At 44.7% G+C, this 25,562-nt stretch carries 22 protein-coding genes; 12 read left to right on the forward strand and 10 right to left on the reverse strand.

Annotation, left to right across the window (positions count from 1 at the left end; genetic code table 11):
* The first annotated feature begins 24 nt into the window (after positions 1–24).
* The 5 genes from mltG (at position 25) to BZA03_RS03650 (ending at position 4,081) form a co-directional block, all read left to right on the forward strand.
* Positions 25–1,044 (forward strand): endolytic transglycosylase MltG, encoded by a 1,020-nt coding sequence (gene mltG / locus BZA03_RS03630; RefSeq protein WP_110287996.1) that lies wholly within the window; start codon positions 25–27, stop codon positions 1,042–1,044.
* A gap of 59 nt (positions 1,045–1,103) precedes the next feature.
* The gene (gene tmk, locus BZA03_RS03635; RefSeq protein WP_110287997.1) at positions 1,104–1,754 is read left to right on the forward strand and encodes a dTMP kinase; all 651 of its coding nucleotides are present in this window, start codon (positions 1,104–1,106) and stop codon (positions 1,752–1,754) included.
* Entirely contained in the window at positions 1,754–2,641 is an 888-nt protein-coding gene (gene holB / locus BZA03_RS03640; RefSeq protein WP_014979119.1) for a DNA polymerase III subunit delta', read from the forward strand. Before tmk ends, holB begins: the two co-directional genes overlap by 1 nt.
* 63 nt (positions 2,642–2,704) lie before the next feature.
* On the forward strand, positions 2,705–3,493 hold the full coding sequence (locus BZA03_RS03645) for a TatD family hydrolase (protein ID WP_110287998.1): 789 nt from the start codon (positions 2,705–2,707) through the stop codon (positions 3,491–3,493).
* A 30-nt stretch (positions 3,494–3,523) separates the two neighbouring features.
* Positions 3,524–4,081, forward strand: coding sequence for a pyridoxamine 5'-phosphate oxidase family protein (locus BZA03_RS03650; protein ID WP_110287999.1), 558 nt, complete (start codon positions 3,524–3,526; stop codon positions 4,079–4,081).
* Positions 4,082–4,266: 185 nt separating this feature from the next.
* On the opposite strand, the gene BZA03_RS03655 is transcribed toward BZA03_RS03650, so the two are convergent.
* The 3 genes from BZA03_RS03655 to BZA03_RS03665 form a co-directional block, all read right to left on the reverse strand.
* Positions 4,267–4,899 carry an SDR family oxidoreductase gene (locus BZA03_RS03655; RefSeq protein WP_014949222.1) on the reverse strand — a complete coding sequence of 211 codons (633 nt, stop codon included), beginning with the start codon at positions 4,897–4,899 and terminating at the stop codon, positions 4,267–4,269.
* A 195-nt stretch (positions 4,900–5,094) separates the two neighbouring features.
* Positions 5,095–8,046 carry a ligand-binding sensor domain-containing diguanylate cyclase gene (locus BZA03_RS03660; protein WP_258364572.1) on the reverse strand — a complete coding sequence of 984 codons (2,952 nt, stop codon included), beginning with the start codon at positions 8,044–8,046 and terminating at the stop codon, positions 5,095–5,097.
* 162 nt (positions 8,047–8,208) lie between these two features.
* Entirely contained in the window at positions 8,209–10,029 is a 1,821-nt protein-coding gene (locus BZA03_RS03665) for a M2 family metallopeptidase (RefSeq protein ID WP_014976329.1), read from the reverse strand.
* Positions 10,030–10,254: 225 nt separating this feature from the next.
* On the opposite strand from BZA03_RS03665, the gene BZA03_RS03670 reads away from it, so the two are divergent.
* Positions 10,255–10,635: a gamma-glutamylcyclotransferase family protein gene (locus tag BZA03_RS03670; protein ID WP_110288001.1), complete on the forward strand. Its 381-nt coding sequence runs from the start codon at positions 10,255–10,257 to the stop codon at positions 10,633–10,635.
* An 11-nt stretch (positions 10,636–10,646) separates the two neighbouring features.
* On the forward strand, positions 10,647–11,012 hold the full coding sequence (locus tag BZA03_RS03675; RefSeq protein WP_014949226.1) for a DUF4870 domain-containing protein: 366 nt from the start codon (positions 10,647–10,649) through the stop codon (positions 11,010–11,012).
* Positions 11,013–11,467: 455 nt separating this feature from the next.
* On the opposite strand, the gene BZA03_RS03680 is transcribed toward BZA03_RS03675, so the two are convergent.
* From BZA03_RS03680 to BZA03_RS03690, 3 genes are all read right to left on the reverse strand, one after another.
* On the reverse strand, positions 11,468–11,743 hold the full coding sequence (locus tag BZA03_RS03680) for a hypothetical protein (RefSeq protein ID WP_014949227.1): 276 nt from the start codon (positions 11,741–11,743) through the stop codon (positions 11,468–11,470).
* Between the two features lie 219 nt (positions 11,744–11,962).
* A complete protein-coding gene (locus tag BZA03_RS03685; protein ID WP_110288002.1) occupies positions 11,963–12,727 on the reverse strand; it encodes an SDR family NAD(P)-dependent oxidoreductase in 765 nt (254 codons plus the stop codon).
* Between the two features lie 44 nt (positions 12,728–12,771).
* The gene (locus tag BZA03_RS03690; protein ID WP_110288003.1) at positions 12,772–13,686 is read right to left on the reverse strand and encodes a haloalkane dehalogenase; all 915 of its coding nucleotides are present in this window, start codon (positions 13,684–13,686) and stop codon (positions 12,772–12,774) included.
* Between the two features lie 245 nt (positions 13,687–13,931).
* On the opposite strand from BZA03_RS03690, the gene BZA03_RS03695 reads away from it, so the two are divergent.
* From BZA03_RS03695 to BZA03_RS03710, 4 genes are all read left to right on the forward strand, one after another.
* Entirely contained in the window at positions 13,932–16,055 is a 2,124-nt protein-coding gene (locus BZA03_RS03695) for a 3-hydroxyacyl-CoA dehydrogenase NAD-binding domain-containing protein (RefSeq protein WP_014949230.1), read from the forward strand.
* Positions 16,056–16,215: 160 nt separating this feature from the next.
* Positions 16,216–17,397, forward strand: a complete 1,182-nt coding sequence (locus BZA03_RS03700) for an acetyl-CoA C-acyltransferase (protein ID WP_014949231.1) — start codon at positions 16,216–16,218, stop codon at positions 17,395–17,397.
* A gap of 9 nt (positions 17,398–17,406) precedes the next feature.
* Positions 17,407–19,206 carry an acyl-CoA dehydrogenase C-terminal domain-containing protein gene (locus BZA03_RS03705; protein ID WP_110288004.1) on the forward strand — a complete coding sequence of 600 codons (1,800 nt, stop codon included), beginning with the start codon at positions 17,407–17,409 and terminating at the stop codon, positions 19,204–19,206.
* Positions 19,207–19,361: 155 nt separating this feature from the next.
* On the forward strand, positions 19,362–20,246 hold the full coding sequence (locus BZA03_RS03710) for an alpha/beta fold hydrolase (protein ID WP_110288005.1): 885 nt from the start codon (positions 19,362–19,364) through the stop codon (positions 20,244–20,246).
* A 94-nt stretch (positions 20,247–20,340) separates the two neighbouring features.
* On the opposite strand, the gene BZA03_RS03715 is transcribed toward BZA03_RS03710, so the two are convergent.
* The 4 genes from BZA03_RS03715 to BZA03_RS03730 form a co-directional block, all read right to left on the reverse strand.
* Positions 20,341–20,739, reverse strand: coding sequence for a DUF3718 domain-containing protein (locus BZA03_RS03715; RefSeq protein ID WP_014949234.1), 399 nt, complete (start codon positions 20,737–20,739; stop codon positions 20,341–20,343).
* Between the two features lie 298 nt (positions 20,740–21,037).
* Complete coding sequence (locus tag BZA03_RS03720) at positions 21,038–21,436, reverse strand: DUF3718 domain-containing protein (RefSeq protein ID WP_014949235.1); 399 nt, start codon at positions 21,434–21,436, stop codon at positions 21,038–21,040.
* 332 nt (positions 21,437–21,768) lie between these two features.
* Positions 21,769–22,725, reverse strand: coding sequence for a sugar-binding transcriptional regulator (locus BZA03_RS03725; protein WP_014949236.1), 957 nt, complete (start codon positions 22,723–22,725; stop codon positions 21,769–21,771).
* Entirely contained in the window at positions 22,722–23,402 is a 681-nt protein-coding gene (locus tag BZA03_RS03730) for an HAD family phosphatase (protein ID WP_110288006.1), read from the reverse strand. Before BZA03_RS03730 ends, BZA03_RS03725 begins: the two co-directional genes overlap by 4 nt.
* 441 nt (positions 23,403–23,843) lie before the next feature.
* On the opposite strand from BZA03_RS03730, the gene BZA03_RS03735 reads away from it, so the two are divergent.
* Entirely contained in the window at positions 23,844–25,559 is a 1,716-nt protein-coding gene (locus tag BZA03_RS03735; protein ID WP_014976338.1) for a cytosine permease, read from the forward strand.
* Positions 25,560–25,562 lie beyond the last annotated feature (3 nt).

Raw genomic sequence — 25,562 nt, forward strand, 5'->3', positions numbered from 1 at the left:
AATGAAGAAAGGGGAAGTTCAAGCATGAAGCGGGTAATTGTTATTCTATTATCTCTTTTCATGCTTGCCGTTGTTGGGGCAGCCTCTGGCGTAATGTATGTCTCGAGCAAGGTTACCGATGAACTAGCATTAAAAAGTGAAACCTTATTTACGATAGAGAGCGGCAGTAACGCTTATCGTACGGTGAAACACTTGCGTAAAATAGGCATGACCGATGTGTCGCCCTTTGTTGCTAAGGTGTGGCTCAAATTCTTTGCAGGCAGTACGTCTGTTAAGTCTGGCACCTACATGCTGCGCCCAGGGCAGTCACTAGTAGATGTGTTTACCTTGTTTACTGAGGGCGATGAGCATCTCTTCGCAGTGAGTCTAGTTGAAGGGCTAACTCTTGCACAGTGGCTTGAGGCGCTTAAACAAAACACAGATTTGGTGTTTGATTTAAATGAAGGGAAATTAAACCAGCTCACTCAGGATAATAGTGTAGATTGGTGTTGCGAAAACGTTTCGCAGACAGAGGGCGTATATTTGGCTGATACGTATTTCTTTACCAAAGGCACAACCGCAAGCGAGGTATTGAAAAGAGCACACCGCGCGCTAATTGACTTTGTCTCTAGCGAATGGGAATTACGGGATGCCGAACTGCCGTTAGCCACACCTTACGAGGCTCTTATCTTAGCGAGTATCATTGAAAAAGAAACGGCTGTGCCTGCGGAACGTGACATGATTTCAGGCGTTTTCGTCAATAGGCTAAACAGAAATATGCGTCTTCAAACTGATCCCACCGTGATTTATGGTATCGGTCCTACGTTTGACGGAAACATTACCCGTAAGCACTTGCGAACAGCAACGCCTTACAATACCTATGTTATTAAAGGGCTCCCACCTACGCCTATCGCGATGGCAGGCAAGGCCGCCATTCACGCTGCGTTGCACCCACTGACAACGGATGCACTCTATTTTGTGGCGAAGGGCGATGGCAGCCATCAATTTTCTACGACACTAGCTGAACACAATGCAGCTGTGCGAAAATACCAGTTAAAACGATAGCCGTATTGATGCAGACAACCGATACGTTATAGCTAAATAAAAACAGAGTTTAAAAAGTAATGCGCGGAAAGTTTATTGTAGTTGAAGGCCTTGAAGGGGCAGGAAAAAGCTCAGTGATTGGGCTGATTGTTCAAGCATTAAAAGGTGCAGGAAAGCGCGTTGAGCAAACTCGTGAGCCAGGCGGCACACCGATGGCAGAAGCCATTCGAGAATGTGTAAAACACGACTGGGATGAGACCGTGAGTGAGGAGACTGAACTACTTCTTATGTATGCGGCGCGTGTGCAATTACTTACCAATAAAATCTTACCATCACTTGATGCTGGTGCGTGGGTGGTAGGTGACAGACACGACCTGTCATCTCAAGCCTATCAAGGCGGTGGTCGGGGCGTCAGTGGAAAAACAATGTCGGCCATCAGCGATATCGCCCTTAAAGGGTTTAAGCCAGATTTAACTTTATATCTGGATGTCGAGCCTGCGGTTGGACTAGAGCGCGCCCGCGGGCGAGGGGAGCTTGACCGCATTGAGCAAGCGGGGCTCGCCTTTTTCGAACGAACTCGTGCAAAATACTTGTCTCTTGCTAAGCAAGATGAATCTATCGTCGTGGTCAGTGCAATGCAGCCTATGGAAAAGGTTCATCAAGACGTGATTGCGATTATCAATGACTATGTGAAGAACACAAGTAGCGAAAGCCAGCAGGGGAAAGGTTAATGCAAGTAATGCCTTGGTTTGCTACAACGTTCTCGACGTTACTGTCGCGATATATGGCAAAGAAACTACACCATGGTTTATTGCTGACAGGGCCAAAGGGAATTGGAAAATACCAACTCGCGTTAGGGTTAAGCAATGCGCTATTGTGTAAGCAGCCAAGCATAAATGGGCCATGTGAACAGTGTCAAAGTTGCCATTTGAGGCAAGCTGGAAACCACCCAGACTTTCATGTTTTAGAAAGTGAAAAGCAGTTAGGTGTGGATAAAATTCGCGAGGGCATTGGTAAGCTATCAGGTACTGCGCAAATGGGGGGCAATAAAGTGTTGTTGATTCCCCGTGCCGATACCATGACGGAAGCGGCAGCTAATGCACTGTTGAAAACCTTAGAAGAACCCACAAATAATACCTTCTTGCTGCTGATCACTGACAGTATCAATAAAATTATGCCGACCATATTAAGTCGATGTGAACGGCAGATACTCTCACTCCCGTCAGTGTCAGATAGTTTGAACTACTTAAACGCTAAGGGCGTAGAAGATGCAAGCGAAGCGTTACTGGCAGCTTATGGCTATGCTCCTCTTCGCGTAGAAGAGGCCCTCAGTGGTGAAGAAGACATTAGCTATCGCAATTTTAGCGATGGTATGCAAGCGCTCTTAGCAGGCGATGCAAATTTGCAAGTACAAACGCTTGCGAATAAGTGGCAGGACAATGCGCCTCAAATCGCATTGTGGTGTCAACAGATGGCCCATGACGAATACATAAAACGTCAACAGGCTGTTGATTTTAAACGCTATGAAGCGTGTGTTGATGCGGTAAGAACGCTGCAGCACGCAGGTGTTAACAAATCAATGGTACTTTTTGGGTTACTAAAGCAATTTCAACGTTAATAGGCAAACGCTGGCTTGTCGAAGCCCTTTTGTCTAACAGCAATTTTTTAAAACAGGTGTAGTTTGTTCGTAGATTCTCATTGTCACTTAGACCGACTTAAGCAAGGGCCAGAAGAGCTGGCTGAAACCTTAAATTTCGCAAGAACCCGAGGTGTTGAACACTTCCTTTGTGTGTGCGTATCTGTTGGTGATTACGACAGCATGTTAGCAGCTGTAAGTCAGTTTGAAGATGTATCAGTATCTTGTGGTGTGCACCCACTACATCAAGATGAAGCGTGTAGCTATGAAGAACTGTTAGAGAAGGCGCAGCGTGAAGAAGTGGTAGCCATTGGCGAAACTGGGCTGGACTATTTTTATAGTCCGGAAAGTAAAGAAGTCCAGCTAACGTCTTTCGTCGACCACATCAAAGTAGCTAACGAAACTAAAAAGCCGTTAATTATTCATACGCGGGATGCACGGGAAGACACCATTAACTTACTCCGCCAACACAAAGCTGCGCACACTAAAGGTGTTTTGCATTGCTTTACTGAGTCATTAGACATGGCGCTGGCAGCAATAGAGATGGACTTCTATATCTCTATTTCAGGCATCGTAACCTTTAATTCAGCAGATGAATTGCGTGAAGTGGTAAAAGCGATCCCTTTAGAGCGACTACTTATTGAAACTGACTCACCATGGCTTGCGCCAGTTCCTCATCGAGGTAAACAAAACCAGCCAGGTTACGTGGTAGAAGTGGCAGAATTTATTGCTGAGCTTAAAGGCGTGACGGTAAAAGAATTAGCTGAAATTACCACGCAAAACTTCTACACGCTGTTTTCTTTAGCTGCGAAGAAGAAAGCCGCGTTGCGGTAAGTATAGGCGATTTTACTCTCGGAGGTGGTTATGCCCCAGTGGCGACAAGGGTTGACAAAGAGTCTTCACCAAACTCGCAGTATGCCAGAAAGTCGTTACTTTCAGTTAGCTACTGTGGACGGTAGTGGTGTACCGTACTGCCGTACCGTGGTTTTTAGAGGGATCACCGACGACAACCAACTGGTGGTTATTTCTGACACCCGCTCAGATAAATATGACCAGCTTGGCCAGAATCCTCACTCGCAGGTTTGTTGGTATTTTTCTAAAACCAGGGAGCAATATCGCTTCTCTTGTACTGCAACAATAAAAACGTTACATCAAGATGCTGACTTAGTTACTCAGCACTGGAATAAATTGTCAGATGCAGGCAAAAAGCAGTTTTTGTGGGGCGAGCCCGGCACGCCAAGAAACGATGGTTCGGCACTACAGGTTGAAGGGGATTTTGGTGTAGTTCCACCTTACTTTTGCGTGATCATGCTAGCTATTGATAGCGTAGATTACCTGAATTTGAGAGGTAACCCTCAAAGTCGAGAGTGGCATCAAAAAGACGGAAATGGCAACTGGGTTAGCCAGTCATTGATACCGTAGGTAACCACCTCTAGTCTCTAAGTAGGCACATATTGAGTGCATGATACTGCCTATTCTGGGCACCACCTAAGTCAGCAGTATACAAACCGGCGACCTAAGCAAAAAGTAAGCCCTCTCTAGCTTGAATAGACGCGATAACGCGTTGGCAAATGAGAGGGCGTCGATCACCTAGAAAAGTCGCTCACCTAGAAAATATGGGAAATTGGTGTATCACCTTTAAATAAATAGGTGATCAAGTCAGCATTACTTTCTCTTGCAACGCTTTCGACAATAGCTGTCGCTACATCTTCTCTTGGTATTACAGCATCGTCCCTATTGCTTGGCATATCGGTTCGTACTAAATGCGTGCCCGGTTCATTTAATAAAGTGCCAGGTCGAAGAATTACGTGATGTAAGCCGCTATTAATTAAATGCTCGTCGGCCATGTGTTTGGCAACCAAATATGGTTTTATTGCTGACTCCACGGCGTCAGGATCGTCTGCACCAATAGAACTAACCATAACAAATTTGGGTGTCCCCGCCGCTTTTGCATAGTTAACCGCGTTGCGGGCCGCCCAAAGATCAATCATAAGTGTTTTATCTGCGCCAGTGCTACCGCCTGAACCTGCTGTGAATACCGCAACGTCCACACCTTCAAAGTGTGCTGAAAAATCTTTTTCTAAATCCTGCTCAACCACTGTGAGGTTGGCATTTTGGATATCTGACAGTTTGTCTGGGCTTCTTACTGGCGCTACGACTTTGTGACCAGCATCCAACAATTTCACTGTTGCTTGCTTACCAATTTGGCCTGAAGCGCCGATTACTAATACATTTGCCATGTTTTCATCCTCCTTGTGGGTGATTTCGCTCATCTTAAGCTACTTAAGAATTCACAATACATAGGCGGGTAAAAAGGAAAGCGATCAATTACTGCGATAAAATGCATGACAAAACGTTTGCCTGCATGCATTGCCATTTAAACGGCAATGCAATGGGGGGAAGAGAAACTAAAGGGTACGTTGATCAGCCAGCGGCTATTTTATCACCGCATTTCGGCCTGATTCTTTGCCGACATATAGCTTTTTATCGATGGCGTGGATGCAAGCCTCGACGCTATCGTAATCTCGTATATCCGCTACACCACAGGTTATGGTAGCCGATACAGAGTAGGGGGGAGCATCGATTTCGTAATCCGCGACAGTTTTACGTAGCTTTTCTGCCACCCAAAACGCTTCTTGTACCTTTAATGAAGGCAGCAATATAAGAAACTCCTCACCGCCCCATCGCGCAATAACATCACTTTCTCTTAAACTATCTTCCAGGATCCTAGCTATTTTGACCAGTACTGTGTCACCCACATGATGACCGTATTCATCGTTAATACGCTTAAAGAAATCAATATCAACAATTAGCAAGGAGAAAGTATGATTGTGGCGTTTATAATTTTGCCATGCTGCCTTGGCTCTTTGTGTAAAGTAGCGACGATTTTTGAGACCCGTCAATGCGTCCTGAGTTGAAAGCTGCGTCAACTTTTCTACGACCGCTTCTAAGTCTCGGGTTTTTTCCTCAACTTTTAGTGCAAGTTCAGCAGAGCGCTTTTTCAACGATGCTATCCTCAGCCACACCATCGATGAAATCAACAGCATGCCTAGCAGGGTAATCGCCACACGCCATATAGGCTTATCCCACCACGGTGGAACTACAACTATTTCAAGTTGCGCTGCATTGGTGCTCCATTCATTCTCTTGATTTATAGCTTTAACAGTGAAGCGGTAGCGTCCTGGGTCCAAGTTGGTGTAGGTGGCCGTTCTTGTCTTGTAGTCAGTAAAGCGCCAGCTGTTCTCAAAGTCTGCGAGTTTATAGGCATACCTAAGTTCGTTTGCATTCATATAATCAGTGGCGGCAAATTCTATAGTGAGTGCAATATCGTTATGTTTAAGTTCGATTACCTCGTCTAGGCGCTGTCTTTGCTGATAGGTTGTTCCGTTTTGCTCGTTCCTACTCACCGTTTCAACGTTTGTGAGGTGCACTCCAGGTGACCACTTTACATTTGCCACTTGTGAAGGGGTAAATTGTGTTACGCCTTCCGCTCCACCAAACATTATTGTGTTATTTTCAGTTACGGTAACAGAGCCAATATAGTAACCCGTAGACAGTGCGCCGTTTTCTGCACCGAAATAAGAAAGGGTAGACAAGTCAGGTGCTAAATACGCAATCCCCTCAATTGTAGAGATCCAAAGCCCATATTCATCATCTTCAACAATTGCCCCGATGGATACATTGCTCAATCGACTTTCAGGCTTAATTTGTGTCACTTTAATCGTTGACAAATCACTGCCTTCTTTAGACATAAAGAAGAGTCCAGCTGCTTGCGTTCCTATCCAATAACCACCGCGTTTCGACTGAGAAATCCACGTCACTACAGTTTGATCTGAAATCTTGTCCGTAAACTCACTGACGCTGGTTAAGTCTCCAGTCAGTTTATTCGCAACAAATAAACCGGATACCGTACTTAACCATGCGTTTTCATTGTCGTCCAAAACAATTCTCGTTGTCAGCGACAATGGCCATTGCTTTATTACCCTATCTTCTGACGGGCGATATACAAACAATCCATCGCTGTAGCCGCCATACCAAATGTCTCCGTCATCATCGATATTAATGCTGTAACCTGACTTACCATTCAGCGCAACAAATTCTAGGTTTCTGGTCTGGGGGTTCAGTTTGGCGAGGCCTGTGCGTGTGGTTACCCATAATGCATCGCTCTTTGTATGATAAAACACGCTCAACAGCTTATCGTTAGTGTCTTCGCTACTCGCAAATGCACCATTGGAAGTAAATGGGCCTTCTTGAGTTTTACTTATCGTGTCGTAAAGCCAAAGGCCCTTTTCGTTCGCTACCCATACTTGGTTTTCTTTGTAATTCGATAAAGAGGAGATGATTCGTCCTTCGCCTATTTCCTGAGAGTAGAAGTTGCTAAGCAGAGGGTTACTGATCGCGAACCCATCGTCTCTGGTGCCAACGACAACCAGCCCAGCTTTCGTTTGATAAAGGCTTGAAATTCTCTCTTTGGCCGCATCTTTCTCGTTAATCGGTGCACGCAGCACAGAGTTAGGGTTATGTGACGTTAAAATATTCAGCCCACGCTGAGTAGAAACCCATATATCACCGTTGTCCTTTAATAAGATGTCTGTAACGTAGTTATCAGATAATCCGTGAGTTTCAGAGGTACAGCTTTTGTCGATGATAGTGCTTTGCTCGTCGGGATTGAACAAACATGCGCCGTGGGTAGCGGTACCCAACCAGAATTGAGATTTTTCTGCTGCCACCAGTCGAGTAAAGTTCATGTTTTCAAAAGCCACTAACTCAAGAGACTTCTTAAACGGATCAAGTTTATACAGGCCCGAGGTGGAAGTGACATAAAGCGTGTTACCGATAAGTTCTATGTCTGTCAGCGTACTCGTGGTACTGGGAAGGTAGCTGACCAGCTCTACACTGTCTGAGTCTGGAGAGTAAGTGTAAAGGTTTCGTTCAGAGACAATCCAAAGCTGGCCATTGTGGGTGGTCTTGATCCTATTAATTACCTGTTTATTGAAAGGCTCTGACGCTGGTAACGTGTAGTGCTTGAACGACTCAGTATCAACATCTATACGGCTCAGCCCGCTATATGTCCCCACCCAAAGGTATTGACCGTCTAAGCTTGCCTCTATCTGGAGGGCGAACAGGGTCTGGAGGCCTGTTGACTTGTCTTCTCCCCACAAGCCGAAGTTTCGAAATGTATAGCCGTCAAATTTATCGACACCAGACTGTGATGCCAACCACAGAAAACCATACTTATCTTCCGCAATATCTGAAATGGATACGTGGGCGATACCACTATCCATATTGTAGGAGTGAAACGCTGGGGCAATAGGTTTCGCGCGTGCAGGTAGGCTGCAAGTTGCAGTAAAAACTATGAAAAGCGAAAGTACCAACAAGGTGCGCATAATATAATCAAAAATTACATAAAATTTATACACTAACGTTACGCTAATCTACCGCTCTTACAATGGTACAAAAGTTTAAATTCAACAAAAAAAGCCTCGAAATTCGAGGCTTTTTGGACTGCATGAATTATGTTAGCCAGTGGCTAATCATAACGGATATAGTTACCAGCCACACTGGCGTGTAGCATTTTGCTCATCTAACCACGTTTTTAGTGGCGCAAAGTAGTCAGCGATAGTACTGGCATCCATTTGCGGTGAGCCTGTCAGTGTTTCTAACGCATTTTGCCAAGGTTGGCTCATACCCATCTCTAGCATTTCGTTAAGTGCTTTACCGGCTTCTTCACTGCCGTAGATAGAACAACGGTTAAGCGGGCCCTCATCACCTGCAATGTCACACAGTGCTTTATGGAACTGGAATTGAAGGATATGCGCTAGAAAATAGCGTGTATAAGGTACGTTAGCAGGCACGTGATATTTTGCACCCGGATCAAATGCGTCGGCGCTGCGCTCAACAGGCGCCATCACACCCTGATACTTTTCTCTCAATTCCCACCATAGTTGATTGTATTGTTCAGGTGTTACTTCACCTGACATCACTTTCCAGCGCCATTGGTCAACCATCAGACCAAAGGGAATGAAGGCAATCTTGTCTAACGCAACTTGCATTAACATACCGATATCGTTTGATGCGTCTGGGATCTCATCAATTAACTCGATTTGCTTAAGGTACTTAGGTGTTATTGATAAAGCGATGGTGTCGCCAATAGCCTCGTGGAAGCCGTCGTTTGCCGAACCACGGTAAAGAAGTGGTTGGTCTTTATAAGCGCGTTGATAGTAGTTGTGACCTAATTCGTGGTGAATAACGTTAAATTCTTCGCCAGTCTTTTGAATACACATCTTTATACGAAGATCGTCTTTGTCATCTAAATCCCACGCAGAGGCATGACACTGAACGTCACGGCCTTCAGGCTTTTGAAACATAGAGCGTTCCCAAAAGGTATCTGGAAGTTCTTCAAAGCCAAGTGATGAGAAAAATGACTCTGCTTGTTTAACCATGGCGATTTCGTCATACCCCTGTTCAGCTAATGCGCCTGTAACATCAGGAACTTTCATTTCTTGCTGAGGTTTAACGATATCGTAAATATTCCCCCACGACTGTGCCCACATGTTACCTAATAAATGGGCTGGGATTGGTTTGTCTTGAGGTACTACGTCTTCGCCATAGTGTTCACCTAGCTTAGCGCGCACATGGCAATGTAGTGACTCGTAGAAAGGCTCTACTTGCGTCCATAAGCGATCCAATTCCTTGGGAAATTCATCTGCTGGCATATCGTACTTTCCACGCCACAAGGCGCTGACGTTTTCAAAACCTAGCTCTGCAGCGCCTTCATTGGCAAGCGATACTTGTTCTGCATAGAGTCCTGCCATTGGTTTAGATACTTCACGCCAGCCTGTCCAATATTCTAGTAGCTTGTCAGCATCGCGTAGGGTGGCCATTTCAGAGCTCATTTCAACCAAGCTTTTGCACGTACCATCTTCGCTGCAATACTCACCAGAGCCGTACATGGCACTTAAGTCAGAACCAATTTTTGCAAGCCGCTCTGCTTTTTCGGCATCTGCCGGCGGCGGCATTGTTAAACTGTTTTTAAGTAGATCAAGCTGTCTGCGGGTGTCGGCATCTACGTCTACATCGTTAAATTTCGCCGCTTCTTTAGCTAACTTTGCAACCTTGGTAGAAAGCACTTCATTAAAGTAAGCACTGACTGCTGCTGTATCGAAATTGATATTCGTGGCGTAGCTCCACTCGGCGTGCGCGGCAGGAACTTGCATTTTTGCAATATCATTTTGCGCCTGTGTTAAAAACTGCTTGGCGTCTTGTGCAGTGAGTTGTGGTTTAGTTTCTGTCTGTGTTGTACTTTCGCCACACCCCATAAGCGAAACGCTTACCAATGCTGCTATCAGAGTACGTTTGTGATTGAGCATACTTTGTCCTTTAATTATTGTGTTTTTTACGTGAATCGACGTTCACATAGACATGCTCTAGCATTGTGTAACGCTGTGTTGCTTTTGTAAAACAAATTCGATATTACTCTCACAAAAGCACTGGCTTTTTTAGGCAATTTATAACTAGAAATGCGAACGGTTGGGGCCTGTTTTTAAATTTGCCTCAACACCTGACGAAAAGTTTTTTAATAATGGGTCAAAGTAATGCAAAACAATGACAATGTAACGTCTGCTACACCTGATTTAGAAAGGTTGTTTATTTACGGAAGCCTTGCTCCTAATTGCCCAAATCACCATATCGTCGCCCATATTGATGGCCAGTGGCAGTCTGGTACGGTAGAAGGGCACTTAGTTCAACAAGGGTGGGGAGCAGCTATGGGGTTTCCAGGAATTGTTATTTCTGATCTAACTGAAGCAAAAGAAGAGGTGAAGGGCATGATGCTAACGTCTACTCAACTTGCCGAAAACTGGGCCATGCTGGATGAGTTTGAAGGAGATCAATATGAGCGGGTCATTGTTTCTGTTAAGCTTGATGCCGGTCACACTGAAAACGCCTATATTTATCAAATCAAACCAACGCAATAAAAAGGACCATTATGTCAACGGAAGAACCACTCTACTGGGGCTTGAACGCTCGAAGCTACTGTACACTCATTCATGTTTCTCAGTTATCCAGTTTCATTATACCTGGCTTAGGTATCATATTGCCTATCGTGCTATGGATTGCTCACAAAGATCAAAACGAAGACATCAATCAGCACGGCAGGGTGACAGCGAATTGGTTAATAAGCTTGCTCATTTACTCTGTTATTTGTTTTGTCTTGACGCTGATTATCATAGGAGCCCTAGGCTTCATCGCTCTTGGATTAATGAACATCGTCTTTGCTATCGTGGCAGCAGTCAAAGCGAACAAAGGGGAGTTGTGGGTGTACCCGCTAAGCTTTGAGTTTTTTAAACGTTAACCTAAAGAATCCTACGTCAAGTCTAGCAAAAAACACTGCGACTTAAGATCGCTTTCGAAGGGCATTTCCATGTTGAAACGCCTTCGTGCTTATCACATTGCAGATACTGCAATTGCCAGCGTGAACAATAACGCGATGTGTTTTGGTTTTAAAAGCATGTTCACCTCTTTCCTATGACTTCTTCTACCTGTGGTAATCTTGAAAATAGTTTTCAAATAGGTGTCGCGCTATTCACAATTAGTATAATTAACTCATATGTCGCTAATGTCATTACGAGGGCGTTGCTTTTTCAAAAGCGCTATGTCGTCGGTTAGCACTTATCTATGCGGATTGGTATAAATATTTGATTCGTAGAATACTATTGCTGCGTGTGCGATAGAGTAAAAAAGAATAATAAACGCAAAGAATGGCTTTAAATAAAGGATTAACCCGATAGACGAGTACTCGCCTAAAAATTACTTAGCGCTGAAGCGGTGACTTGGCAGTGCGCTATGAATAAGGTATTGGCTTTTGGATTGTTTGGTGGTTTGAAGCGAAACATCAGTACCGCGCTTCACCGTGCTTAGTGCTAGCGGTTTATTTTGACGTTGCTTCTTTAATAGTTGCGAAGAAGGCACTTCCTTCATATTTACAAGCGTAGATTGGGCTTCTTGCGCAATACTAACGTTAATCAACGAATAGGTTATACAAAGTGTGGTAGCTAAAAAAATGTTTTTACTTGGCTTTTTCATCACATTTTTCTCTTTTTGTTCAACTTAATCGCTAAATAAAATTATTGGGTTTTACTTGATAGGGGTTCGATTGCAGAGGCGGTTGCACTCGCCTCATTCATCGATTTTGTTTGTTCCTCCTCATTACACCTAAAGTAGAACGAAAGAGAAACATGATGAGTCATACAAAGGTATATCAAAAAATACCTTTGCATGTATTTCGAAACTGCGAGATAAAAATTACCACGCTGTAACACCACCATCTACTGCTATGGTTTGCCCGTTCATGTAAGAGTTGCCAGGGGAAAGCATCAGCATCATGGTGTTAACGATTTCTTGCGGTTCGCCTAGACGTTTCATAGGACTTCCCATGCCTAGTTGCTCGCGCGCTTCAGGGGTGTTGTACCCGTCTACGTTCAAAATATTGGTAGGACTATAGAATGGGCAAATTGCATTAACGCGAACATTTTTTCGGCCGTATTCCACCGCGGCTGTGCGGGTTATCCCCGAAACCGCGTGTTTTGCTGCAGCATAAGCACCGCCTTTAGGGGCTCCACCTAGTCCCGCAAGTGAGCTTACATTTAAAACGTGCCCTTGCTTTTGTGCAAGCATAACGGGTATTTGGTACTTCATTCCAAACATAACGCCTTTTACATTCACAGCGAACTGCGAGTCCATGATTTCCTCTGTCATTTGATGAATTGGTGCAGGGTTATGCGCTATGCCTGCATTATTTACGGCTATATCCAGTTTGCCAAAGGTTTCAATGGCTGTTTCAACCAGCGCCTTATTAAGCGACTCGCTAGCAATATTACCCGCTAGCACCACGACATCACTGAGTGCTTTTACATCCTTTTTCGTTTCCTCAAGGGCGGTTTCGTTAATGTCTGAAAGAACGAGTTTTGCTCCTCGGTTGGCAAGACCTAGCGATAACAAGCGGCCAAAACCACTGCCTGCGCCGGTAATTAATACAACTTGCCCTGAAAAGTCGAGTAGAGCATCCATGGTAATCTCCTATTAGTAACTGTTTAATGTTTTTTGAAACGTGGCTATTTCAGCTGCGTTTGGTTTATAAATTGAATGAGTAATTTGGCTAGCATTTCCCCTTGATCTTCTTGGATAAAGTGACCACCGTTTTCTACAAGGGTATGAGCCATACCGCTGCTACCAGGAACGAGCTTTTGAAATACCTTATCGCCACCTTTAGTGACAGGGTCGCTATCACCGAAAGCCGTAACAAAAGGTTTGTCATATTGCTTTAGCTTTTCCCATGCCTGTCTATTCGCCTGTGCCTCAGCATTGTCTGGGCTTGTAGGAACAAGAATAGGGAACATACGTGCACCTGCTTTAAAGCTTTCGTCTGGAAAAGGGGCGTCGTAAGCTGCAAGCGTCGCCTCGTCTAGAACAGTGGTTGTGGCGTTTTGAATGATCAAAGATGTGGGAAATACGGCGACATCCTGTGAGAATCGGCGCCATTTGATGAAAGCATCACTTGGCGGGTGGTCGCCAGTGGGCAAACCGGTATTAGACACCATTACACCCGAAAAACGCTCAGGCATATCGGCGACAAGTCGCAGGCCTAGTAAACCTCCCCAGTCTTGACAAAATAGTGTAACGGGGCCTTTAGTAGCCTGTGAAAACCAGTCTTTTAGCCATATCACATGACGAGCGTAGGAGTAGTCCTCTTTTCTTACTGGTTTATCTGAGCGCCCAAAACCAATGAGATCCGGCGCGATGACATTGAATCCCGCATCAGCCAATATGGGCATCATCTTGCGGTACAAATAAGCCCACGTCGGTTCGCCGTGTATTAATAGCACGGTATGTCCATCTTTCGGTCCACATTGATAATGGGCCATTGTTATTTCACTGCTTACTGTGTCTGTTACTTCAGTGAAACAGGGGGAGTAGGGAAAGTCAGTGATCGTGTCGAAGGCGCTTTCCGGTGTTTTAAGCACTTGCATAGCCAATCATCCTTTTGTAAATAAAATGTAATTACAAGTGTTGCTCGATTAACAAAAACACCGGTTTTATTTTCTGTCAAATAAACCTTAGGCAAGGTAGGACAGGCTCTGCGCAGAGAAATGAATTCACAAAGGGGCTGGCGGTCAATATTAAATATTATGATAAATGTCTATAACACCAATAAACTTGGATGATTGACAACACTGCAATAACATCCAGTTAACGTGATAAACAGGACATGGTTATGACTGAGATGGAAAATAAAGCCGTAGAATATGCAGTACAACAGGGTGTTGCCACGCTGACAATGCAAAGTGCGCCCGTTAATGCGCTGTCACGCGCTATCAGAGTAGGGTTGATAGAAGGCATAAACAATGCACTAGATGACGACAGCGTACGTGCCATTGTTATTACTTCTTCACTACCTATTTTTTCGGGTGGAGCTGACATCAGCGAATTCTCTGGTGGCGATTTGTCTCCCATGCTGCCTGAGGTACTAGACAAGATTGAAAATGCGTCTAAGCCGGTTGTTGCTGTTCTCCCTGGACCAGCATTCGGCGGTGGCTTAGAAGTGGCGTTAGCTTGCCATCATCGCATCACCTTTGCCGACAATAAGGTGGGTCTTCCAGAGGTAAATCTAGGTATATTACCGGGCGCAGGCGGTACTCAGCGCCTTCCTCGTTTAGCCGACGCACAAACATCGTTAGAAATGATCGTAACAGGCAAGCCTACGTCGGTGGTCAAACTTCCAGGTGTCTTCGACAAAATTTCTGATAAGCCTGAGCATTTACTTGAAGATACAAAAGCGTATTTACAAGCATTAACGCCAGATAAAGCGATTAAACGCACCAGTGATATCACGCTGTCCATGTCTGACGAAACGCAGGCGGTGTTTGATGCAGTAACTGCACAAACTAAAAAAGCGACTCGTGGTTTCTTTGCTCCATTAAAATGTATCGAAGCGGTACGCGGCGCTTACACGCTCGCTTTTGAAGATGGCCTTAAAAATGAAGGCAAGCTTTTCATGGAGTGTATGAATACGCCACAGGCGCGTGCCCAGCAGCATTTCTTTTTTGCTGAACGCGCAGCAGGTCATGTGAGCGATTTCGACAAAAATACTCCTGAGCGCAACATTGATAAAGTTGCGATTATCGGCGCCGGAACAATGGGCGGTGGTATCGCTATGAACTTCGCCAATGCCGGCATTCCAGTCACAATGCTTGAGCTCAAAGAAGAAGCGCTAGAGAAGGGATTAGCGCTTATTAGAAAGAACTACGAAAACTCAGCGAAAAAAGGCAAGTTAACCCAAGAGCAGGTAGAGAGCCGCATGGCACTGCTTTCAGGTACCACGTCGTATGACGACTTAGCTGATGTTGATCTCGTCATCGAAGCCGTTTTCGAGAAGATGGAAGTAAAGAAAACCGTATTCTCGACGCTGGATAAAGTGTGTAAGCCAGGCGCCATTTTGGCCTCAAATACGTCAACACTGGATATAGACGAAATAGCGACAGCCACATCCCGTCCTGAAGATGTGATTGGTCTTCACTTCTTCTCGCCAGCGAATGTGATGAGACTGCTAGAAGTGGTTAAAGCAGAGAAGACATCTGCTGAAGTCATTAAAACCTGCATGAAGATGGCTAAACGCATCAAGAAAGTAGCGGTGTTGGTAGGCGTTTGCTTCGGATTCGTAGGTAACCGCATGATTGAGCCTTACGGCCGTGAAGCTAACCGCTTACTGCTTGAAGGAGCAACACCTGAGCAAGTTGATCGTGTTTTAACCGAGTTTGGCATGCCAATGGGGCCGTTCACTATGGGTGATATGGCTGGATTAGATATTGGTTACTATGTACGACAGTCTCGACAAGAGCACATTGCACACGACCCCGCTTACGGTGCAGTGGCAGATCGCTTGGTAGAAAAGGGGCGCAACGGACTCAAAACCGGACGCGGAGCTTACAACTATGAACCTGGCAGTCGAGTTCCTGTCCCAGATCCAGAAGTACTAGAAATTGCCAAGCAAGAAGCAGAACGTTTAGGCGTGGTTCAGCGTTCAGACATTAGCGATGAGGAAATTCTAGTTCGCGTCATGTACTCATTGATCAACGAAGGTGCTGCCATCTTAGAAGAAGGCATTGCAGCTAAATCTAGCGATATCGACGTGATTTATGTTTACGGTTATGGCTTCCCTGTGTATCGCGGCGGCCCTATGCAATATGCCGACGAAGTAGGGCTAGGCACTATTTTAGATAAGCTGACTACCTATCGTGATCAATTGGGTGATTACGGAAAGATGTGGCTTGAACCAAGTGATTTGTTGGTGAAATTGGCCCAAAGCGGCGGCACGTTTAAAAGCTATAAAGCGAAGTAGACAAAGCTCTCGTTAGCGAGAGTTAATCGACGGTGAGAGCTAGCGATAGCTCTCGTTACCCGACATCCGAATTTGGTAAAGCTAGGTAACTTCGAGAGGAAGCACATAGGCCTAGCTAAACTTTGGCTGAACTTTCAGCCCAACTGAAAGGAATATGAAAATGCGCGATGCAGTTATCGTAAGTACAGCACGTACGCCAATCGGGCGCGCTTATAAAGGTGCACTGAACAATTTACCAGCCCCTTCATTAGGTGGCCATGCTATTCAAAACGCAGTAGCACGCGCAGGGATCGACCCTGCCAGTGTCGACGACGTGGTAATGGGCGCAGCGTTAACCCAAGGCAGTGGCGGCATGAATATTGGCCGCTTGGCTGGTTTAGCGGGTGGTTTACCGGTCACCGTAGCGGGCATGACACTCGACCGCCAATGCAGTTCTGGCATGTATGCCATTGCTACCGCAGCGAATTCAATTCGTACAGGCGATACCAACATTATGGTTGCGGGTGGCTTAGATTCTATCTCTTTAGTGCAAAACAAAAATATGAATATGTTTCGTGCAGTAGACCCTGCACTGGTTGCTAAGCACAAAGATATTTATATGCCAATGCTTCAAACTGCGGAAGTGGTGGGTAAGCGCTACAACATTAGCCGTGACGTACAAGACGAATACGGTTACCAAAGCCAAATGCGCACAGCAGCGGCTCAAGAAGCGGGCAAGTTTGATGATGAGATTGTACCTATCACAGCAACGCAAGCCTTATTTAATAAAGAAACAGGTGAAACCTCTGAGCGTGAAGTGACCTTGTCGAAAGACGAAGGAAATCGCCCAGAAACAACGCTAGAGGGGCTTAAAGCGCTTAACCCAGTGATAGAAGGTGGTTGTATTACCGCAGGTAATGCAAGCCAGCTTTCTGATGGTGCCAGCGCGACAGTGATTATGGATGAGCACTCAGCGGCAAAAGGCAATGCTCAACCTCTTGGTATTTATCGCGGTATTGCAGTGGCAGGCTGTGAGCCAGATGAAATGGGAATTGGCCCAGTGTTCGCAATTCCTAAGCTATTAAAGCAGCATGGATTGACCATGGACGATATCGGTCTATGGGAGCTTAATGAAGCGTTTGCGGTACAGGTACTTTATTGCCGCGATAAGTTAGGCATTCCAGACGAATTATTAAACGTAAACGGTGGTGCCATTTCTATTGGTCACCCATACGGCATGAGCGGTGCTCGCATGGTGGGTCATGCACTCATCGAAGGTAAACGACGCGGTGCGAAATATGTTGTTTGCACCATGTGTATCGGTGGCGGCATGGGCGCTGCTGGTCTATTTGAAGTAATATAGGTATTGGGTATGGAAGGTTATAAAGCTCCACAACGTGACGCCATGTTTGTAACACATGAGCTACTAAATTATCAAAATCACTATCAAAAGCTAGGTTTCGACGAAGCATCTGAAGATCTGGTGTCGGCGATTTTCGCTGAAGCTGCAAAGTTTTCAGAGAACGTACTGGCACCCATCAATGCATCAGGCGATGAAGAAGGGTGTAAGTGGGTTGATGGTGAAGTAACAACGCCTAAAGGTTTTAAAGAAGCTTATCAAACGTATGTTGAGGGCGGATGGCCAGGAATGTCTCACCCTGAGGAATTTGGCGGTCAGGCATTACCATATTCATTGTCATCTATCATTGCTGAGTGGTTCTCAGGCGCAAACCATTCTTGGGCGATGTACCCAGGTCTAAGCCAGGGCTGTATGGCAACAATAAAAGCCCATGGCTCTGAATTGCTACAAAAAATGTTCCTTGAAAAACTGGTTAGCGGTGAGTGGACAGGTACTATGTGTTTGACCGAAGCACACTGCGGTTCAGACCTTGGCATGTTGAAATGTCGCGCGGAACCTCAAGAAGATGGTACCTACAGCTTAACAGGAACGAAGATTTTTATTTCGGCAGGTGAACACGACTTGTCTGAAAATATCGTACACATTGTGTTAGCTCGATTGCCAGATGCGCCAGAGGGTACCAAGGGTATTTCACTATTTGTTGTGCCTAAGTTTAACGTGTCTGAAGATGGCGAAAAGCAAGATAGAAACGCAGTAGGCTGCGGAAGCATTGAACATAAAATGGGTATCAAAGCCAGCGCAACCTGTGTGATCAACTTTGATGGTGCAAAGGGTTATTTGATTGGGCCACCAAACCGCGGCCTAAACTGCATGTTTACGTTCATGAATACCGCACGTGTTGGCACTGGTCTAGAAGGCTTGGCATCATCTGAAGCAGCATTCCAAGGTGCGCTTCGCTACGCAAAAGACCGCATTCAGTTCCGTTCATTAACAGGGCGTAAAAATCCTGATGGCCCAGCTGATCCTATTATTGTGCACCCTGATGTACGTCGTATGCTGTTAACGCAGAAAGCGTTCGCGGAAGGCAACCGAGCGCTTGCCGCTTACTGTATGCAGTTAGTTGACGTTACTTTGTATGGTAGCGACGAGGCTGAGAAGCAACTTGCGGATGCAAAACTTGCATTCTTAACGCCTATCGTAAAAGCCTTTTTAACTGAAACCGCGCAAGAAGCCACGAGTTACGGTATGCAGGTTTATGGCGGCCACGGCTTTATCAAAGAATGGGGTATGGAGCAGCTAGCTCGCGATACCCGTATCTGCACCATGTATGAAGGTACTACAGGTATTCAAGCCGTTGACCTATTAGGTCGTAAAGTAATGGGCTCTAATGGCGAATTGCTTAATGTGTTTGTTCAAGAAGTGCGCGACTACTGTAATTCATTGCGCGATAACGCTCAGTTTAGTGCTTGGACTAACGCGCTAAACTCTCATCTTGACGAGTGGCAGCAGATCACTATGGATATCGGTAAGGCAGCAGCATCGAACCCAGATGAAATTGGTGCAGCGTCTGTCGATTACTTAATGTATTCAGGTTATGTCACCGTTGCTTACTTCTGGCTAAAAATGGCAGTGAAAGCACAAGAACAGCTTGATGCAGGCAGCACCGAAACCGAGTTTTATAAGAGTAAAATCTTAACAACGGGCTTCTACTTTGACCGTTTGTTAACCCGTACTCGCTCACTGGTTTCGGCAATGCAATCAGGCGCAGACAACTTGATGTCTATGCCAGAGAGTATGTTCGCTATCGAGTAACGACATAAAAGTAATACACGTGCGTTACTAAAAGACGTACGAAAGGCCGAGAAAATAATGTAGCCGAGAAAATGATTTAACCAAATAATCATTTGGATACGTTATTTTGTTCGGCTTTTTTGTTTCTTAAAAACAACATAGAGGAAGTGAGCACAGTGGTTGTGTCAAAGTACGTGAATGTTGAGGGAGCCAGCCTTCATTATTTATCCCGAGAAGAAGAGAGCGCAGAGAACCCTCTGCTTATCATGTTTCATGGCTTCCCAGAAAATGCGCACACATGGGAAGCGTTAATGGCGATACTCCCCACATCACTTGACATCATTGCCCAAGATTTGCCCGGTTATCATTTATCGAGTCCACTACCCAGTGAAACGGACTACCAAGTTCCATCATTGATAAGTCGAATGGCCGCCTTCATCGAGAAAGTTCAAAAAGGCCGAAAAGTTATTTTGTTGGGACACGATTGGGGTGGGGCAATAGCGTGGCCCCTAGCAGCCTTTCACCAAACATTAATTAGCAAACTTATTATTGTTAATGCTGCTCATCCTTCTTGTTTTACACGGGCAATAAAGACCTCTTCTACGCAAAGAGCAAAAAGCCAGTATATCTCTGCGCTTATTGATAAGGGGGCAGAGCGGACCCTTACAAATACAAGCTTTACGTTATTGAAAAATATGTTAGGCAACGGCTTTTTTGAGAAAGAAACCAGCTATTCAAGGACTCTACTTAACGACTGGGGTAAACCTGAAACCCTCAGTGCGATGCTCAATTACTATCGGCAAATGCCTCAACAAGTGCCACAAAAGAATGTATCTGAGAAAGTGTTGGATGATATTCGTGTACCCGAAATATTCATTCACTGCCCAACTCTATTATTGTGGGGTGAGCAGGATGATGCGTTTGATCTAAGTGTACTAGATAAAATCGAACACTATGTTCCATTGATAATTAAGCGGTTTAATCCGCACGCGTCGCACTGGTTACACAGGGAAAAGCCTGAATGGGTACAAAAAGAAGTGATAAATTTTATAGGGCTCTAGAAAGGGGTGAGGCCCCTAAAAGGGGCCTCCAGTGCGGCGTCCTGCCGCTACCATGTTGAATCGTTACATCACATGGTGTGATTAATTAGTTATATTAGATTCTGCCGTTAAGCTCTGTTGAAATAGGAGAGCTTTGAAGACCTTGTTCAGCAATCCACGCTTGAAGTGTCTTACCGTCTGACTCAGGCTCTGCTAAGTCTTTGCTTGGCATTTTCTTAACCAGTAGAGTACCTACTTCAACCGCATTGCTAGTAAGAGCAGTGCGAATTAGGCTTTGGCCGTTACAAGAAATGCCAGAGTAGTAATCGCGAAGCTTAAGTTTGTAGTCTGACTGAACGCTACGCATTTTCTTACGTAGTTCGCCCTTGTCATCTGCTTGAACAATTGTGCAAATGTTTGCAAGTGCTTCGTTGATGTCATTAGCCTGAGCTGCGTTAGAAAAAGCTAAAGTTGATGCTGCAATTACTAGAGAAGTTTTAACGATTTTCAACATGGTTAAATTCCTTCGGTTGTTGTTATTAAGATTGTGTTCGTTCGTTGAGATGCATTAAACCCGAATCTAACTATTTGAAAAACATGTTGTAAAATAACATGGTATGTCAATCCATACCTAAAGTGTGAGCTTGCGTTACGAGCTCACGCATACCGTAGCTTGATTACCTAAGTCACTGGGTTGAAGAACGTGAAAATTTAAAGAGACAGAAAGTAAAAAGGCCCCGTAGCGGGGCCTTTCATTGCAGCTGACGCTGCAACCATGTTGAATCGACTCACATGGCTATGTGAATTAGTGCTTAGATTCTATCGTTAAGCTCAGCAGAAATTGGCGAGCTCTGTAAGCCTTGCTCTGCTATCCACGCTTGAAGTGTTTTGCCGTCTGATTCGGGCTCAGAAAGGTCTTTGCTTGGCATTTTCTTAACAAGCAGTGTACCTACCTCAACTGCGTTGTTCGTTAAAGCCGTGCGGATAAGGCTTTGACCACCGCATGAAACACCTGAGTAATAATCACGTAACTTTAATTTGAAGTCAGACTGTACGCGACGCATCTTCTTACGCAATTCGCCTTTGTCGTCAGCCTGAACAATAGTACAGATGTTTGCTAGTGCCTCGTTTACGTCATTTGCTTGTGCTGCGTTTGAAAAAGCTAATGTTGATGCTGCGATGACTAGAGAAGTTTTAACGATTTTCAACATGGTTAAATTTCCTTCGTTATATTTGTTTAATTAATCGGTTTGTCTGTTCGGGATTAATTAAAAAACAATCAGATCGAATGAAAAACATTCATTCAAATAACAAGGTATATCGAATAATACGTTAGACTAAAGATGTAAGAGGTATGAAATGCGCTGTAGCCTTTAGTATTAAAGGGCGCAGGCAAACTAAGTTGAATTGCAATCGGAGATCAATAAATAGCCAAATAAAGTGCAAAAAAACAACGTTAATGCTGTTTTTTTGCTTTTTGTTGAAGTTAATGCGTATTAAAAATGTACGCAATAGGCATTGTATTAATAAGAAAAGAACGAAATTAAGAAGTGAGCAGTGCTGAGGCAGTACGTTCTGTCGTGATGAGCCCATTGAGCAATTTCGATCGCAGAGCGCCTCTTATAGCGTGCAGTTTGTTGTCGCCCGCTGCAACACCCACTACAGGCTTTTCTGGCGTTGCTTTCAACTTAAAGCTCGTTACTCTCTCGTTAATATCGCAACTAATCAGCGCACCTTCTTCATTAAAGATCCAGCTTATGATTTCGCCACTTGCACCAGATTCAGCGAGGGTTGCTAATTGATCATCGTCGATAAATCCGTCTTTATACAATGGAGACACGCTGCCTAAGTTACCAATGCCTACGAAGCTAATATCCGCTTGTTCGGCAAGCGTGTGAATTCTAGATATGTGTTGTTGCTGTTGCCAAATTTCCCGTTCTAGTTTACTAGATGCTATTACAGGGATAGGCATAGGATAATGCTGTGCTTTAACTCTGTCGGCTACGTGAACAGCCACGTCATAACGCGTCGCCTCTCCGTTATCAGCAATATTACCAACAAGGGAAACAATTTTATGCTGAGGACAGTGAAGTATTGACAATTCATCAGCACAGGCACGCAGTACACGGCCAGTACCAAACGCGATGGTTTGTGGAGCGTCGAATTTTAAAGCTCTTTCTATTGCTGCTGCACCCGCTTGACCAAGACCAAGTGTTGAATTGGGATCGTCATCAACACTGGGCACGACTTCACAGAAAGTTAATCCGAATTTTTTCTTTATGCCTTGCGCTAATTCCATACATCTAGCAATCGGGTGTTCTAAGCGCACTTTCACAAGACCTTCCGACATGGATAACGCCACTAAGCGTTGTGCGCTTTGGCGTGATGTTTTGAGCGTTTTAGCGATCTCATCTTGTGTCTTACCACCAACATAGTACATCCATCCTGCTCTGGCGGCCTCGTCGAGTTTATTGAGTTCGTTTTGTGCTTTCTTACTCATTTAATTTTTCTCATGTCAAAAATGTCAGGGATTCGAGAGTAAAACTCGTCCCATGAATTAATGGTGTTGTCCGATGTCACAATACAATTCTGTAGATGTGCGCCACCTGTATAGTGGAAGTAGCGCATGTCTGCGGCTTTAGCGGCAGCGATCCCCGGCTGAGAGTCTTCAATAACTAGGCAGTTTTTAGGAGCAATGTTGAGAGCATTTGCCGCATATAAAAATAAATCTGGTGCTGGCTTGCCTTTATTTACGAGTGCTCGCGTGAAAATGCGGCCTTCAAAATAAGAAAGAAGCCCTGTACTGGTTAACGCCTTTGTTGTTCTTTCAGGTGAACTGCTTGTGGCGACACAAAATGGAATACCTAGTGAGTTAAGTGCAGAAAGTACAGAGGTGATACCGGTAGTCTTTTGTAAATGGCACTCGAAGCTGTCGAACAATAATCCATGGAATTTGTTTTTCATGGACGTGGTAAGTGTGAGCGCAAAGTTATCTTTTAACTTACCCTGAACGTGCTCCATGCTCTTGCCAAGAAAATGCTCTATAAAATATTGTTTCGATAATGCAATATCGAAACTAGACAGAAGTGCTTGCCACGCCTGCATCGACAGCACTTCACTGTCAATCAGTACGCCATCACAATCAAAAATCACCAGTTCCACGTTGTGTGTCTGCAAGAGTCACCTTCACTTTAAGTATTAACATTTAACCAACGTCCCCTTGCCAATTCCGTATTCGTAAACCAAAGGTCAACAGGCCCTAATTATATGAACATTTGCCTAAGTGTAAGGTAATTGATGGCGTTTGTTCTACCTTAACAAGCAGTTCTTGAGTCATACGACTACATACGCGGTTTTCGGCCTCAAATTTCGTCTCTAAAATTTCTTCATAGTATCAATTGGATAGATTATATCGCGTTTATTTTGATTGGTTAAATGTGCATTTTTATTGTGTTAATTAAATAAACAAGCCTCCATTTATTTTGTTAATGGCTGTTTACAAAGTAGAGGGTATATGCAAATATTTACAAAAATTGAGATATATCCCAGTACCTGGGCAAATGCTCTTGATGTATTTTGAAACCAGTGGGAAATACACCTACAACACGAGATTTGAAGATGAAGTCGACGTCTAGTGATATTGATATTTCACAAGTTAGTGACGAGCAACTCCCCGTCGCTAAACATAAACTGAAAGGCTGGAAGCATTTCATGGGCTTGTACGCCGGTGAACATGTGGCGGCAACTGAATTCGTATTTGGTGCAACCTTTGTTGCGCTAGGCGCCACCATGACCGACATTCTGTTGGGTTTATTAATTGGTAATCTACTTGCTGTCCTAAGCTGGACACTTATCACTACGCCTATCGCTGTAGATACCCGTTTGAGCTTGTACTCGTATCTTCAGAAAATAGCTGGCGACTCTATGACCAAGCTCTATAACTGGGCGAATGTAATCATATTTACAGTGATATCGGCCGCTATGATTACGGTGTCGGCAACCGCCGTGCGTTTTGCATTGAACATTCCGGCGCAGTTAAATTGGTATCCGACTAATTTAGCTTTTGTTGCCGTCGTGCTTGCAGTCGGTGTGATAGTTGTCTTTGTCGCTATGTATGGCTTTAACGCCGTTTCCAATTTTTCTCGTATTTGTGCGCCTTGGTTGTTCACCATGTTCATTTGCGGTCCACTTATTCTAATGCCTGCACTCGCTGAATCTGTAATTGGGCAAACGTTTCTTACATCGTGGAATGACTTTATTCATATCGGTAGTACATCGGTGTGGACGGGCTTCACCCAAAGTGGTGAGCCTGGTATTGGTTTATTAGAAGTGATTGGCTTTTCGTGGGCAGCGAACACGATAACGCATTTCGGCCTTATTGATATGGCATTACTGCGTTTTGCCAAGCGTAAACGTTACGGTTTATGTACGTCGGCGGGTATGTTATTTGGTCATTATATAGCATGGATTTCAGCCGGTATTATGGGCGCAGGAACAGCGGTTATTGTTCAAAAGTCCATTGGTGAATTAGACCCGGGCGATGTGGCTTTCCATGCATTAGGTCTTTCTGGACTCGTTATTGTTATCGTTGCAGGTTGGACTACAGCAAACGCGAATCTCTATCGCGCTGGACTTGCCGCGCAAGCCATTTTTAAAGATAAATCACGTACCACAACGACCGCGGTCGTCGGTATGGTCACCGTTGCAATTGCGTGTTTCCCGTTCGTGTTTACTAAATTACTGCCACTGTTAACGTATGCTGGATTACTTGTTGTTCCTGTAGGAGCAATTGTGTTCGCAGAGCACATGATTTTTCCGCGTATTGGATTCACACGTTATTGGGCACATTATCAAAGCCTTACTCACAGCACGCCAGCGGTAGCGAGTTGGGGTTTGGGGCTTGTGTTTGGCTTTGGTTTAAACGTCTTAGACGTCATGTCTTTCTACTATCTATTCATACCCACGTGGTTCTTCACCATAGCTGTCTATACAGCACTGGCCGCAAAGTATGGTGCAAAACAAGCTTATCCTGAGCAAGAAGCACAAGTAGATGCTTTCAATGCACGTGTTGAAGCTCATCAGCAGCAAGAAGCGGCGTTAGAAAACGAACACGTTGAAGACGTTACTGCCGTATCTAAATTACTGCGTCTTACTTCGCTAGCGAGTTTGTTGGTGTCCATAGCATTGGCAATCAAAACTTTTTCTCTTAGTGACACGGTTGCCGCTTACGAATTGAACCGAGACCTATTCTTTAATGTTGGGTTCGCGTGCACCGTTATCTATTTCGTTACTGCGTATTGGGCGATGCGTCGCCACAAAGCGTTACAAAGCTAATAA

It is taken from the genome of Alteromonas sp. I10 (assembly GCF_003201515.1).
Classification (GTDB): Bacteria; Pseudomonadota; Gammaproteobacteria; order Enterobacterales; family Alteromonadaceae; genus Alteromonas; species Alteromonas macleodii.